The sequence below is a fragment of the Actinoplanes aureus genome, from assembly GCF_015704865.1.
GTDB lineage: Bacteria > Actinomycetota > Actinomycetes > Mycobacteriales > Micromonosporaceae > Actinoplanes > Actinoplanes aureus.
Window position 1 is genome coordinate 32,939 of sequence record NZ_JADQTO010000036.1, and the last position, 13,843, is coordinate 46,781.

The 13,843-nt window shown below is 70.6% G+C and carries 11 protein-coding genes; 4 read left to right on the forward strand and 7 right to left on the reverse strand.

What is annotated here, in order from left to right:
• The first annotated feature begins 68 nt into the window (after positions 1-68).
• Positions 69-2,639 (forward strand): ATP-binding protein, encoded by a 2,571-nt coding sequence (locus I4J89_RS43335; RefSeq protein WP_196420055.1) that lies wholly within the window; start codon positions 69-71, stop codon positions 2,637-2,639.
• Between the two features lie 68 nt (positions 2,640-2,707).
• A complete protein-coding gene (locus tag I4J89_RS43340) occupies positions 2,708-3,382 on the forward strand; it encodes an MBL fold metallo-hydrolase (protein ID WP_309238734.1) in 675 nt (224 codons plus the stop codon).
• A 160-nt stretch (positions 3,383-3,542) separates the two neighbouring features.
• Here the strand turns inward: I4J89_RS43340 and I4J89_RS43345 are convergent, their stop codons facing one another.
• Genes I4J89_RS43345 through I4J89_RS43375 form a run of 7 tightly spaced genes read right to left on the reverse strand, consistent with a single transcriptional unit; the run spans position 3,543 to position 11,147 of the window.
• Positions 3,543-5,564, reverse strand: coding sequence for a PQQ-dependent sugar dehydrogenase (locus tag I4J89_RS43345; RefSeq protein ID WP_230860589.1), 2,022 nt, complete (start codon positions 5,562-5,564; stop codon positions 3,543-3,545).
• Positions 5,565-5,612: 48 nt separating this feature from the next.
• Entirely contained in the window at positions 5,613-6,548 is a 936-nt protein-coding gene (locus I4J89_RS43350) for a LamG-like jellyroll fold domain-containing protein (protein ID WP_196420057.1), read from the reverse strand.
• 10 nt (positions 6,549-6,558) lie between these two features.
• Positions 6,559-7,287: an ABC transporter ATP-binding protein gene (locus I4J89_RS43355; protein WP_309238735.1), complete on the reverse strand. Its 729-nt coding sequence runs from the start codon at positions 7,285-7,287 to the stop codon at positions 6,559-6,561.
• Between the two features lie 10 nt (positions 7,288-7,297).
• Complete coding sequence (locus I4J89_RS43360; protein ID WP_196420059.1) at positions 7,298-8,026, reverse strand: ABC transporter ATP-binding protein; 729 nt, start codon at positions 8,024-8,026, stop codon at positions 7,298-7,300.
• Positions 8,023-9,057, reverse strand: a complete 1,035-nt coding sequence (locus I4J89_RS43365; protein WP_196420060.1) for a branched-chain amino acid ABC transporter permease — start codon at positions 9,055-9,057, stop codon at positions 8,023-8,025. The genes I4J89_RS43360 and I4J89_RS43365 overlap by 4 nt, the downstream gene beginning before the upstream one ends.
• Positions 9,041-9,928 carry a branched-chain amino acid ABC transporter permease gene (locus I4J89_RS43370; protein ID WP_196420061.1) on the reverse strand — a complete coding sequence of 296 codons (888 nt, stop codon included), beginning with the start codon at positions 9,926-9,928 and terminating at the stop codon, positions 9,041-9,043. Before I4J89_RS43370 ends, I4J89_RS43365 begins: the two co-directional genes overlap by 17 nt.
• A gap of 7 nt (positions 9,929-9,935) precedes the next feature.
• Entirely contained in the window at positions 9,936-11,147 is a 1,212-nt protein-coding gene (locus tag I4J89_RS43375; protein WP_230860590.1) for an amino acid ABC transporter substrate-binding protein, read from the reverse strand.
• 99 nt (positions 11,148-11,246) lie between these two features.
• Between I4J89_RS43375 and I4J89_RS43380 the strand changes: the two genes are divergently transcribed.
• A complete protein-coding gene (locus I4J89_RS43380) occupies positions 11,247-12,278 on the forward strand; it encodes a LacI family DNA-binding transcriptional regulator (RefSeq protein ID WP_196420062.1) in 1,032 nt (343 codons plus the stop codon).
• Positions 12,275-13,618 (forward strand): LVIVD repeat-containing protein, encoded by a 1,344-nt coding sequence (locus I4J89_RS43385; RefSeq protein WP_196420063.1) that lies wholly within the window; start codon positions 12,275-12,277, stop codon positions 13,616-13,618. Before I4J89_RS43380 ends, I4J89_RS43385 begins: the two co-directional genes overlap by 4 nt.
• The last annotated feature ends 225 nt before the right edge of the window (positions 13,619-13,843 follow it).

Here is a 13,843-nt window from a genome sequence, read left to right on the forward strand (position 1 = left end):
CGGAAATCCGTGTCGGGTACCTAGCTCGGCGATCGTCGCTACCTAACCCGGTACCTAGAATCCTGGCCATGTCCCGGTCCCTTCTGGAGCGCGACCACGAGCTGACCGAGCTCGGCGCCGCCGCCCGGCGGGCGCTCGACGGTCAGGGCTCGGTCGTGCTCGTCACCGGTGAGGCCGGCATCGGCAAGTCCAGCGTGGTGGAGGCGGTCCGGTCGGTGCTGCCGGCCGAGGGCCGCCTGCTGGTCGGCTACTGCGACGACCTGGCCACGCCGCGAGTGCTCGGCCCGCTGCGCGACCTGATCGGCAAGGTGGGCACCACGCTGACCGACGCGCTCGCCTCCGGTGACCGGAGCGCGGTGTTCGACGCGTTCCGTGCCGAGCTGGACTGGCCCGGTCATCCCACCGTGCTGGTGGTCGAGGACCTGCACTGGGCCGACGAGGCGACGCTGGACGTGTTGCGCTTCCTGGTGCGGCGGATCGCGGCGTTGCCGGCTGTGCTGGTGGCGACGTACCGGGACGAGGAGATCGGCGCCGACCATCCGGTGCGCGGGCTGTTCGGCGTCGCGGCGGCGACCTCGGTGCGCCGGCTCCCGCTGGCCCGGCTCTCCAGGACGGCGGTGCGCAGCCTGGTCGGCGACGAGGACGCCGATCGGGTCTTCGCCATCACCTCCGGCAATCCGTTCTTCGTCACCGAGCTGCTCGGTGCGGGCGACGCCGAGGGGGTGCCGGCCACCGTGACCGAGGCGGTGCACGCCCGGCTCCAGTCCCTGGCACCGGATTGCCGGGACGCCCTGGCGCGGCTCGCCGTGGTGCCGTCCACAGCCGAACGCTGGCTGGTCGAAGCGGTCGTGCCCGGCGGCCTGGACACGCTCGCGGCGGCCGAGCAGCGGGGCATGCTGACCGTGACACCGGCCCGGGTGGGTTTCCGGCACGAGCTGATGCGGCGGGCCGTGGAGGCCTCGCTGTCGGCGTCCCAGCGGATCGCCGCGAACCGCGCGGTGCTGACCGCCCTGCTGGAGCGGGGCGACGCCGATCTGTCCCGGCTGGTGCACCACGCCGGCGAGTCCGGCGACACCGACTTGATCCTGCGGTACGCGCCGGCCGCAGCGGCCGAGGCGGTCGCCGCGGGCTCGCACCGGGAGGCGGTCGCCCACTACCGGCTGGTGCTGGAGCACCGGGCCGCGTTCCCGCCCGGTGAGCGAGCCGGCCTGCTCGAGGCGTACGCGGAGGAGTGCTACACGATCGGTCTCGCCGATCCCGCGGTCACCGCGCAGCGCGAGGCGGTGACGCTGCGCCGCGGCCTGCCCGACCGGGCCGCACTCGGCCTCGCCCTGCGCCGGCTCTCCCGGCTGTACTGGTACTGGAACGACCGCCCCCACGCCGAGGCGACCGCGGTCGAGGCGGTCGACGTGCTGGAGGGCGCCGGCGACGACGCCGCGCTCGCCTTCGGCCTGAGCAACCAGGCACAGCTGCTGGCCCTGGCCGGGCAGAGCGCGCCCGCGGTCGCGGTGGGGGAGCGGGCGATCGTCCTGGCCCGCGCGGCCGGCGACGCCGCGGTGCTGTCGCACGCCCTGAACAACGTCGGCTTCGCACTCTGGGACCTGGACGACCCGCGAGGCCGGGAGCTGCTCGAGGAGAGCCTGGCCGTCGCCCTGGCGGCCGGGGAGGGTGATCACGCCTGCCGGGCCTACGCCAACGTCGCGTGGCACCTGATCGACACCTGGCGGCTGGACGAGGCGGCCCGGCGGCTGGACGAGGGGATGGCGTTCGCCGAGCGGACCGAGGTGCTCGGTTTCCTGCGCTACCTGCACATCACCCGCTCGATGGTGCATCTGCTGAGCGGCGACTGGGACGAGGCGGAACGGCACGCCCGGTGGGAGATCGGCGCGCCGGCGATGATGCGTACCCCGGCTCTCGTCGTGCGGGGCCTGACCCGGCTCCGCCGGGGGCTGCCGGGCGGCGACGGCTTTCTCACCGAAGCCTGGGAGATCGCCTGCGGCATCGGTGAGGCGCAGCGGGTCGGCCCGGCGGGTGCGGCGCTGGCCGAGGCCGCCTGGCTGCGCGGCGATGCCGCCGCCGCCGACCGGCTGACGCCGGTCTTCCACCGGATAAGGGCCGCCGAGGGCGACCGCCGGCTGGGGGCCTTCGCCTATTGGTTGCGCAAACTGGGTGCGGACGTTCCAGTTCCTGATCCGTACGCGCTACAGATGACCGGCCGCGCGAAAGAGGCGGCCGGGTTCTGGGAACGGGCCGGTTGCCGTTACGACCACGCCGTCGCGCTCAGCCACAGCACCGCCGAGGACGATCTGATCATGGCGGTCCGGCTGCTCGACGCGCTGGGCGCCGACCCGCTCGCCCGCCGGGTCCGGTCCCGCCTGCGTGAGCTGGGCGTGACCCGGATCCCGCGTGGCCCGCTGCCCACCACCCGCGGCAACCCGGCCGGGCTGACCGGCCGCCAGGCCGAGGTGTTGCGCCTGCTCGCCGACGGCCTGAGCAACCCGGAGATCGCCGCCCGGCTGGTGCTGTCCACCCGCACGGTCGACGCCCACGTGGCCGCCGTCCTCACCAAGCTGACCGCCCGCTCCCGGCGCGAAGCCGTGTCACGAGCCCGCGAGCTGGGCCTGCTGCCCGCCGGCTGACGCTCTTCACCCACGGCTTCCCTCTGCCCGGCGGCCTCCCCGGCCGCCCGGGCTGACACAATCGGCGGGTGCGAGAGGTGGTCGACGGGGTCTTCGAGCTCCGCCTGGGTTACGTAAACGTGCACCTGATCGTCACCGACGACGGTGTGGTCCTGGTCGACACCGGGTTGCCCGGCCGATCGCCGCTGATCGAGCGCGGCCTGCGGAAGATCCACCGGTCGCTCGGCGAGGTGACCACGATCCTGATCACCCACCACCATCCCGATCATGTCGGCAGCCTCGCCGACCTGCGGGAACGCACCGGCGCCCGGGCGATCGCGCACGCCGCGGACGCGCCGAACATCACCGGCGCGATTCCACCGGCGGCACCCGCCGGCCTGCTCGGCAAGCTGGCCGCCCGCCTGGTCGGCACGGTGCAGCCGACGAAGATCGACCAGCTGATCACCGCCGACGGCTCGGAGCCGATCGTCGGCTTCACCGCCCTGCACACCCCCGGCCACACCCGCGGCCACGTGTCGTTCCTGCTGGACCGCGACGGCGGGGTGCTCTTCGCCGGCGATGCCGCGGGCAGCCGGCGGGGCCGGGTGACCGGCCCGCCCCGGGTGGTGACCGCGGATCCGGTGCGGGCCGGCCACAGCCTCGCGCGGCTGGCCGAGCTGGAGTTCGAGCATGCGGTGTTCGGTCATGGCCGGGCGGTCTCCGGCATGGCCGTGGAGGCGTTCCGGAAGGCGGTGGCCGGGTAGGCGCTCGCGTCCACCCGGCCGGTCCCGCGTGACCGCTAGCGGGCTTCCGTAGTCAGGGTCCCCAAGCGGTGATCTTGCTTTTGGCCCAACCTCAATGCTGTCTCAACGGCCGCCAGACAGCACCCACGTTGGGCCGGACAAGACCCTGACCACATCACATCTAGGCCGCCGGCGTGCCGGTGACGGTGAAGTTCCGGGTACGGCCGATGTTGTCGAACGACCCGAATCCGACCCGCCCGGAGGCGAACGTCCGGTCCGCCGCCGTCATCACCGGATCCCGTTCGCCGTCAACGTAGACGGCGATCTCGCCGGTGGCCGGCAGGTGCTTGACCCGGACCCGGTGCCAGGCGGCGTCGGTGATCGCCGGGTTGGCACCGCGCGATCGCCCGTTCCACTGGTAGTCGATCCGCTCCCGGTCAGCGTTGTTCACTTTGAAAATGCCGTTGTGCGGATAAATCGTGTTATCGCTGGAGAGGTGGGTGTAGTAGAACTGCGTCGGTGACTGGTAACCGAACACGATGATCACATCCCGGTTCGACACCTCGACCGGCGTGTCCAGCCGGACCTCAGCGTTGATCTCCACACTGGAGAACGCCGGACCCTTCGTCAGCACCGCGTACTCGAACGGCCGTCGCGGTGGACCAGGGTCGGTGCCGGCCTCGGCGAGGATCACCTCGCGCCCGGTGAACTGCCACTTGGCCGGCGTGACCGGCGCCCAGTTGGCGGCGACAGCCGTCCCGGACACGCGCGTGTGGCCGACCGAACCGGCCGCGAACGTGTCGACACCGGTCACCTTCCACACCTTGCCGTTCGCCTTGGCCAGGATGTAGAGCTCACCCCGGTTGTCGGTGCCGAAGCGCAGGTCGACCCGCTCCGGGTTGCCGGGCGCTCCGGGCGAGGAGAGCTGCTGCATGCGGACCGACTCGCCGGCGGCGTTGAACAGGTGCAGCCGGTGGATGGTCGCCGGCGGGCCGCCCCGGCGCATCTCCGAGACCTCTGTGTAGAAGACGTATCCCGCGACCAGGTCGCCGAAGACGTACTTGCCGCGCAGCGCGGGGATCGCGGTGCCCCGGTAGACGAAGCCGCCGGCCACCGCGACGCCGACGTCGTCGGTGCAGTTCCAGCCCGGCGCCGGGTTGTGGTCGTAGACGGCGACCGGGTAGTCGTAGCCGTACTGGGCGTCGTCGGCGGGCAGCGGGTAGAGGCGGTCGCAGACGTTCGTGGCGGCCCGGTCGAAGACCAGGTAGCCCTCGCGCTCGCTCCAGCCCGCGTTGTCGCCCTTGCGTACCTCGTAGATCGCCTCGGTCGACTTCTCGCCGATGTGGCCGAGGTACATCCGGCCGGTCTGCCGGTCCCAGCTGAACCGGTGCGGGTCGCGGTAGCCGTACGACCAGATCTCGCCGAGCGCGCCGGCCTGCCCGACGAACGGGTTGTCGGCCGGGATGCCGTACTTGCCGTTGGCGGAGTTGGTGCCGGCCGGGTCGATCCGGATCAGCTTCCCGTGCAGGAGCCCCAGGTTCTGCGGGTCGGTCGTGCGTACGCCGATGCCACCGTCACCGACCGCGAGATAGAGCTTGCCGTAGTCGGCGGTGCCGCGCCGCGCGGTGGGGTTGAAGTTGATTTCCTGGATGCCGTGGATCTGCCCGGCGAAGCCGACGCGGAGGATCTCCCGCCGGGTCCCGGCGAACGTGTCCGCGGCGGGATCGGTCGCCGTCCACTCGTTGATCACGCCGTGGAAGAGCGTGGTCCCGGACTGCTGGAAGTCGGGCACCGCAGTCGTCAGGGACGCCTGCTCGGTGTGGATCGTGTAGAACAGGCCGTTGCGCCCGAAGTCCGGGTGGAAGGTCACGTACCCGAAGCCCTGGCCGAGGCCGCGCCCGGAGAAGAACTGCGGCGCGAAGGTGGCCGCGACGTCCAGGTAGACGTGCGGGACGCCGTCGCGAACCAGGTAGAGGTTCCCGTTCAGGTCGGGCACCGCGCGGCGCCCCGACCCGTCCGGCAGCTCGAAGATCGTGTTGATCCGGGCGTGCCGCATGAGCCGCACGTCGGTGGGCGCCGGCGTCGGGTTGGACTGCGGGAACGACGCGTACTCCTCAAGCACCAGGCCGAGGCGGGACGCGACCGGCTCAACAGGGACCGGGTCATCGATCGCCTCGGCGGCATAGGCTGCACCACTGGGCAAAGCGACCAATGTGGACATCAGTAATAGAACGAGGAAGCGGCGCATGAATTACCCCCGGGTCTTCATGTGACGGTATTGAAGAGCGATCTCCCGGGCCGACAGCGAGCGGTCCAGGAACATGAGCGCGTCCATCCGGCAGTCGCACGGATTGCGCTCGACGGTGTTCTGCGGGAAGCTCCCGCCGATCTTGATGCCGCGCGGGTCGGCGGCGGTGGTGACGTGCGGCCCCGGCCCGGCGACCTGCCACGGGTCACCCGTGACCGTGTAGAAGCCCTCCACCGGCACGCCGTTGCGGTAGAGCGCCATCGTCCCGGCGTTGAAGTCGAACGTGGCGGCGAGGTGCACCCACTGGTCCTTCGGCAGCAGGGTCGTCCAGTCGGCGCTCGCCGCGAACGTCTGCGCGGCGCCCCCGTCCAGCCGACGGCCCAGCGCGACCAGGCGAAGCGTGCCCTGCACGTTGATCAGTTCGAGCAGGGCACGCACCGCGTGCCCCTCGGAGTCGCCGGTCAGGATGCCAGACAGGCCGATCGCGTTGAACCGGTCGGCCGGGTCCGGCGTGACGGTGTTCAGCGCGGGGCCGTCCATCGAGCGTTTGAACCAGCCGGCCACCGTGGTGCCGCTGACGGCGTTGAAGGCGCGCAGCGTACGCACGCCGGTCGGTGAATAGACGCCGGCCTTCCAGTCGTCGTTGCCGGCCGCGAGAGGGTCGACCTGCCTGGTCTGCAGGGCCCGGCGGCCGCCCGGGTAGGCGGAGTCGACGACCCGCTGCGCGGCGCCGCCGTTGATCAGCTCGATCTCCGTGGAGGACCGGCCCTGGTCCCGTTCGAGGGCCGGATCATCGGGCATCGGATGATCGAAGTCGTAGAAGGCGATGAGGTCGGGACGGAGCGATGGGTGTACGTCACGCGGACCGTGATCGTCCGCATTGACCGGTGTTCCGATGGCGAGGATCAGTACCGCAGAGACAGCGAGTGCGAGTCTCATGGGCGACCTTTCAGATCTTCGGCTGTACCGGAGGTTCGGCGGGACGCCCGCCGAGATAGAGCTCCCCGAGCTGCGGATCGGCCAGTAGCTGCCGGGCGGGCCCGGAGATGTGTACGCGCCCGAGGTCGAGCACGCACCCGAGGTCGGCGGTCTCCAGCGCACGCCGGGCGTTCTGCTCGACGAGCAGCACCGCGGTCCCGGCGTCACGCATCCGCACGACCTGTTCGAACACCGTGCTTGTCGCTTTCGGGTCGAGACCCATCGACGGTTCGTCCAGCAGGACGACCTTCGGGTCAACCATCAGCGACCGGGCGAACTCCACCTGTTTCTGCTGCCCGCCGGAGAGCAGTCCGGCGAGCGAACCCCAGCGGTCGGCCACCACCGGGAAGACCTCTTTCACGAAGGCCACGCGTTCGGCGATCCGGGCCTTGTCCCGCAACGTGTACGCGCCGAGCAGCACGTTCTCCTCGACGGTCATCTCGCGGAAGACGCTGTGCCCTTGCAGCACCAGCGACACCCCGGCGGCGAGCATCGCCTGGGGCCCGTGCCCGGTGACGTCCGCACCGCCGACCTCGACCCGGCCCTCGCGCGGCCGGAGCAGTCCACCGGCCACCTTCAGGACGGTCGACTTGCCGGCCCCGTTCGGCCCGACCAGGCAGACGATCTTCCCGGCCGGCACCTCCACGCTGAATCCGCGCAGCACCGGCGCCGCCCGGCCGTAGCCGGCGACGATGTCCACGAGTGAAAGCTCAGACGCCAAGGTATGCCCCCAGGACGCGCTCGTCGGTGCGGATCTGCGAGGGCGGTCCCTCGGCGATCGGCCGCCCGCGGTCGAAGACCACGATGTGGTCGCTGATGCTCATCACCAGGTCCATGTTGTGCTCGACGATCACGAAGGTCCGGCCCTCCGCGTTCAGCTCGCGGATCAGCACCCCGATCCGGTCGAGCAACGCCGGGTTGACCCCGCCGGCGGGTTCGTCCAGCAGCACCGTCTCCGGCTCGGCCATCAGCACCCCGGCGAGTTCCAGCAGCTTCTGCTGCCCCCAGGACAGGTCGCGGGCCTCGGAGCCGGCCAGGTGCTCGATGCCGAGCCGGGTCAGCCAGCCCATCGCCCGCTCGATCTCGGCGCGGCCGCGCGCGCTGCGCAGCCCGCCGATCAAACCCGTGGGGGGTACGGCGGACAGCACGTTCTCCAGCGCCGTCATCCGTGGGAACGTCCGGCACAACTGGAAGGTGCGCCCGATCCCGGCCCTCGCGATCCGGTGCGGAGCCTTTCCGGTGAGGTCCCGCCCCTGGTAGCTGACCGTGCCACCGTCCGGTTTGATCATCCCGGTGACGCAGTTGAAGTAGGTCGTCTTCCCGGACCCGTTCGGCCCGATCAGCGCGTTCACCTCGCCCTGGTGGAAGCTCACGCTCGCGCCGTCCAGCGCGGTCACGCCGCCGAACGCCTTGCTCAGCCCGGTGGTCTCGAGAGTCATTTGGTCCCTCCCGCGTTCTGCAGCCGCTGCTCGCGCAGTTCGGCGGCGGAGACCTCGCGGATCGACGTCCGGTCCGACCGGCCGAACCGCTTGATCAGGTCGGCGATCGCCGGCAGCACCCCGTCCGGCATGAAGAGCACCACCAGCGCGAGCAGCAGGCCGGTGGCCACCAGGTGCAGCGGGGTGTCGCCGTACTCGACCTTGAAGAACTCCAGCGCGATCCCCACGATGAGCGCCCCGACAACCGGCCCGAACAGCTGCCGCACGCCGCCGAGCAGCGCCATCAGCACCAGATAGGAGCCGGTCAGGATGGAGAACTGGAAGACCGGGTCGAGGTCGCCGAACCAGAGCGCGTAGAGACCACCGGCCAGCGCGGTGAAAACCGCGGAAACCACAAAAACGATCAATTTGTACGCGTAAGTCGCGGTCCCCAGAGCCTCCGCCTTGTCCTCGTCCTCGCGGATCGACTTGAGTCCCAGCCCGAACCGGGACCGGTCGATCAGCCACCACGCCAGCACCGCCAGCGCGAGCAGACCGGCGAAGAGGAAGTAGAAGATCCGGTGGTGCTCCGGGCGGGTGAGCTGGAACGGCCGCGGCACGACCAGTCCCCGGGAGCCGCCGGTGACCGACGACCAGCTCTGGAAGACCAGCAGCAGGATCAGCACCAGCGAGATCGACACGATCACGAAGGACGCGCCACGGACCCGGAGCGCGGCCAGGCCGATCGGGACCGCCAGCAGGCCGACGAACGCCCCGGCCGCGGCCAGCGCGAGAAACGGCGGCAGCCCGGCCTTGGCGACCAGGATGCCGGTCGAGTACGCCCCGAGCCCGGCCAGCGCGCCGTGCCCGAGCGAGATGTAACCGGTGAAGCCGCCCACGAAGTTCCACGAGGTGGCGAGCACCGCGTAGTAGACCACCAGCACACCCGCCGACAGGATGTACGGGTTCGGCGCGATGCTCGGGAAGGCGAGGACCGCGACCGCCAGCAGCGCGACGGCGGCGAGTTTGAGGACTTTAGAACCGCTGGGCAAGACGACCTCCGAAGAATCCCTGTGGTCGGATCGCCAGCGTGGCGAAGAGCGCGACGTAGAAGACCGTCTGCGCCCACGTGGTGCCCATCGGGATCTGCAGCAGGCTCTGCGCCATCCCGAGCACCATCGCCGCGATCGCCGCACCCGGCACGCTGCCCAGCCCGCCGACCACGATGATCGCCATCAGCGGGCCGATCCAGTGCCAGTGCAGGGACGGGTAGATCGTGGTGTCCAGCGACAACGCGGTGCCGCCGATCGCCGCCGTGGCCAGGCCGATGCCGAAGCCGTACCCGGCCACCCGGTCGGTGTCGATGCCGAGCAGCCGGGCGGCGTCCCGGTGCTGGATCGTCGCGCGCAGCGCCCAGCCGAACCGGGTGCGCTTCATCAGCACGTACAGCGTGCCGAGCGCGACCACGGCCAGGCCGAAGGCGATCAGCTTGACCACCGCGACCCGGGCACCGAACACCTCGAGACTGGCCGAGCCGTAGCCCAGCTGGACGCGCCGCTGCGTGCCGGTGAACGCGTAGCCGAGCAACCCCTCGATGAGCAGGGCGATGGCGAACGTCAGCAGCACCGACATCATGGTCAGCGTGGCCGGCCGCAGGCGGGTGAGCAGGACCCGCTGGAGCAGCACGCCGGCACCGAAGAAGAGCGGGACGGTGCCGAGCATGGCGAGCAGCGGATCGAGCCCGGCCCGCTCGTGCAGCCACCAGCCCAGGTAGGCGGCGAGGATCAGGAACGCCGAGTGGGCGATCATCACCACCCGCATGATGCCGAAGTAGAGGGTGAGCCCGGAGGCGAGCAGGGCGTACAGGCCGCCCAGCAGGATCCCCAGGAGCACGCTCTGGAACAGCAGCGCACCAGATGGCATCAGCGCATCACCAGGCCGGCTTCGGGAACACGAACTCGGCCTCCTTGACGTCCGCCGGAAGCACGATCTTGATGTCACCGCCGACCCATTGCTGGATCATGTGGGCGCCCTTGGGCTTGCCGGTGCCGTCCCAGGACAGTGGTCCGACCACGGTTTCGACCGTGTTCGCGCGTACCCAATCCACCAATTTCTTCTGGCAGTCGCCCTGCTCAGCGCAACCCGCCGCGGTAACCGCGGCCGCCACCACCTGGCCGGTCGTGTAGCCGTTGGCCTGGTCCTCCTCGGGGGCCTTGCCGAACTGGGCGGTGAACTTCTCGACGAACTCCTTGTTGCTCGGGTACTGCGCGTCCTGGCTGTAGCCGGTGGGGGAGAGGATCCCCTCGGTCTTGTTGCCGACCGCCTTGGCGAACTCCGGGTTCGTCGGCGCGGTCGAGAACGCGGCCAGTTTCGGCTGGTAGCCGAGCTGCTGGAGGGCGACGATCAGGTTCACGCCGTCCTGGTACTGCGAGCCGCCGACCAGCACGTCGGCCTTGGCGTCGGCGACCTTCGCCGCGATGCCGCTGAAGTCGGTGGTGTTCGGCGGATACACCTCGTTCACCACCGTCTTGATCCCGCCGGCCTCCAGCTTGGCCTTCAGCCCGTACGCCGTACCCTGCGCGAACGGATCGTCCATCGCCGCGTAGGCGGCGGTCTTGGGCCGCTGGTCGGCCGGCATCGCCAGGATGTACTCGGCCAGGTGGTTGTAGTGGTCGTTGGCGACCGCGGGGGCCGCGTAGAAGAGGTTCTTGAAGCCCTGCTCGAAGACCTCCTTGGCGGCGCCGGCCGGCTCGACGAAGAGCATCCCGTACTCCTCGGCGACCCGGGCGGAGGGCACCACGAGGCGGGTGGAGAACGGGCCGAAGACCAGGTCGACCTGGTCCTTGCCGATCAGCTGCTCGTAGTCGGCGACGACCCGGTCCGCGTTGGACTGGTCGTCCAGGATCTTGAGTTCGACCTGGCGGCCGAGCAGGCCGCCACTGTCGTTGACGATCTTCGCCCAGGCCTCGTAACCCTGCTGGACGCCCTTGCCGGGCTCGGAGAAGTCGCCGGTCAGCGGCAGCGAGACCCCGATGACGATGGGCTCGTCGGTGTTGCCGCCGGTGTCGTCCCCGCCGCCACCGGAGCAGGCGCCGAGGGTCAGAATCATGGCCGCGGCCAGGGCTTTGAGTGACTTTGACATCCTCGGACGCTCCTTTGCACCGAGTGCGAAAGCGCTTCCGTAAGCGCTTACGTACTCTATGCTTTGATATTGATCACCAGCAATAGCTTGGGAGTCATCGTGCCGAAACCGGGCCCGGGGCTGCGACTCATCGACGTGGCCCAACGCGCCGGCGTCTCGCTGGCCACCGCGTCACGCGCGCTGGCCGGCCGCGACGGTGTGAGCGAGGAGGTGGCGAACCGGGTCCGGCAGGTGTCCCGCGAGCTGGGCTATGTGGCCAACCCGTTCGCTCGTACCCTGGCCGGCGGCGCCAGCTCCACGGTCGGCCTGATCGTGCACCAGGTCGACGACCCGTACTTCTCGGAGATCGCCGGCGGTGTCATCAAACTCGCCGACGAGCAGAACCTGCTGGTGCAGATCTGCCACTCCGGCCGCGATCCGGCGCACGAGCTGCGGCAGATCCGCAACCTGATCGCCCAGCGGGTCGGCATCATCCTGGTCGCCGGCTCCGGTTACCACGACCCGCACGCGGAGGCCGAGGCGCGTGCCGTCCTCGCTGCCTATCAGCAGGGCGGCGGCCGGGTAGCGGTCATCGGACGGCACGCCCTCGGCGCCGACGCGGTCCTTCCGGACAATCAGGCCGGCGGCCACGCCCTCGCCGCTCACCTGCTCGAACTCGGGCACCGCCGGATCGCCGTGGTGGCCGGCACGCCCGGCCTGAACACCGTCATCGACCGCACCGCCGGTATCGCCGCCGCGCTCAGCGACCACGGCCTGTCGCTGTCCGGCATGCCGGTGGTCCACACCGACTTCGTCCGCGAGGGCGGCCGGGTGGCGACCGACCGGATCCTGCGCGATCATCCGGAGGTCACCGCCATCATCGCCCTCAACGACGCGATGGCGATGGGTGTGCTGGCGACGCTGCGGGAACGGGGGATCGCGGTGCCGGATCGGATGTCGGTCGTGGGGTTCGACGACGTCTCGGTGGCGGCGGACCTGGCGCCGAGCCTCACGACGATCAGGCTGCCGATGACGGACATGGGAAGGATGGCCCTGGAGCTGGCCCTGAAACCGAAGGCGAGCCGGCCGCGCCGCCGGCCGACCGGTCATCAGCTGATCGTGCGCGACTCCACCGGACCGGCGATTTCATGATCCGCAGGTTCGCCGGCCCGGCCGCGATCCTCCTCAGCCTGCTCGTGGTTCTCGCCGGTGACACGTACGAGATGGACCGTGGCGCCGAGCCGGCCGCTGCCGCGGTCCCGCCGCCCGCCGCCTCGCCCGCTGCGGACGAGATCTTCAGCAGCCCGAACCTCCGGCAGATGGCCAACCTGCCCAAGGGCGCCCGGGTTTCCGGGATCAACACCGACCTGGCGTTCCGGGGCGACTACGCGTTCGCCGGCAACTACGACGGCTTCTCCGTCTACGACATCAGCGACCCGAACGCCCCCGAGGTCGCCGTCCAGGTCCTCTGCCCCGGACCGCAGAACGACGTCGCCGTCCACGGTGACCTGCTGTTCGTCGGCGCCGACTCGCCCAGCAGCGACAGCGACTCGTGCGCCGGCCTGGAAGGCGTCAAGATCTTCGACGTCTCCGATCCGCGTCGTCCCCGGTACGTCGCCGTCGTGCCGACCGAGTGCGGTGCGCACACCGTGACCCTCGTACCCGGCAAGGGCGCGGACCGCTCCGTCTACGTCTACGCCTCGTCGCCCTGTATGGACCCGGACGACCGCATCACGATCGTGAAGGTCCCGCTGAACGATCCCGCCGCCGCACGCGTCGTGCCGGCTGCGGGCCGGCTCACCACCGGCGACGATGCCATGGCGGCCGGCTGCCACGACGTCACCGCGTACCCGGAGAAGGGCCTCGCGGCCGCCGCCTGCGTCGGCGACGGTGTCCTGCTCGACATCTCGGAACCGGCCGCGCCCAGGGTGATCGCCCGCGTTCGCGACGACAACTTCGCCTTCTGGCACTCCGCGACGTTCAACAACGCCGCCACCAAGGTCGTCTTCACCGACGAACTCGGCGGCGGCGTCGGCCGCACCTGCACCCCGGACACCGACTCGCACCGAGGCGCGAACGCCATCTTCGACATCACCGGCCAGGGCACGCGGCGAAAGCTGGAGTTCCGCGGCTACTTCAAGATCGCGCGCCACAGCGCCGGGAACTGCGTGGCCCACAACGGTTCGCTGATCCCCGTCCCCGGCCGAGACGTCATGGTCCAGGGCTGGTACCAGGGCGGAGTGTCGGTCTGGGACTTCACCGACTCCCGCCGGCCCGAGGAGATCGCCTACTGGGCACGCGCCGACCAGAGTTTCATCGGCGGATCGTGGTCCGCCTATTGGTACAACGGCGTCATCTACAGCAGCGACCTGCAGCAGGGACTCGACGTGTTGCGGCTGGACGATCCCCGTACCGACCCCGCCAGGACCTTGCGCACCGACCACTCCAACCCGCAAACGCAAAACGACCACAACCGCTGGTGCTGCCGCTAGAAAGCCTCCGCGGTGGTCTTGTCCGGGGCCCAACGTGGGTGCTGTCTGGCGGCCGTTGAGACAAGGACCCGGCTCGGCCCGGCACAGCCCAGCGCCCGGGGTGCCGGTCCGGGTGTTGGGGCCGCTCACGGGTCGGCGATCGGCGCGGGGACCACTGCCGGTCACCGCCGTTTGCGTGGTGGCGGGAGGCAAAGCCGGGCTTGCGCCGGGAGAGCGGGGACAGGG

Coding starts and splice junctions, on each gene's coding strand:
- I4J89_RS43335 (WP_196420055.1), top strand. CDS start 69: ATGTCCCGGTCCCTTCTGGAGCGCGACCACGAGCTGACCGAGCTCGGC.
- I4J89_RS43350 (WP_196420057.1), bottom strand. CDS start 6,548: ATGAGACTCGCACTCGCTGTCTCTGCGGTACTGATCCTCGCCATCGGA.
- I4J89_RS43360 (WP_196420059.1), bottom strand. CDS start 8,026: ATGACTCTCGAGACCACCGGGCTGAGCAAGGCGTTCGGCGGCGTGACC.
- I4J89_RS43370 (WP_196420061.1), bottom strand. CDS start 9,928: ATGCCATCTGGTGCGCTGCTGTTCCAGAGCGTGCTCCTGGGGATCCTG.
- I4J89_RS43375 (WP_230860590.1), bottom strand. CDS start 11,147: ATGTCAAAGTCACTCAAAGCCCTGGCCGCGGCCATGATTCTGACCCTC.
- I4J89_RS43385 (WP_196420063.1), top strand. CDS start 12,275: ATGATCCGCAGGTTCGCCGGCCCGGCCGCGATCCTCCTCAGCCTGCTC.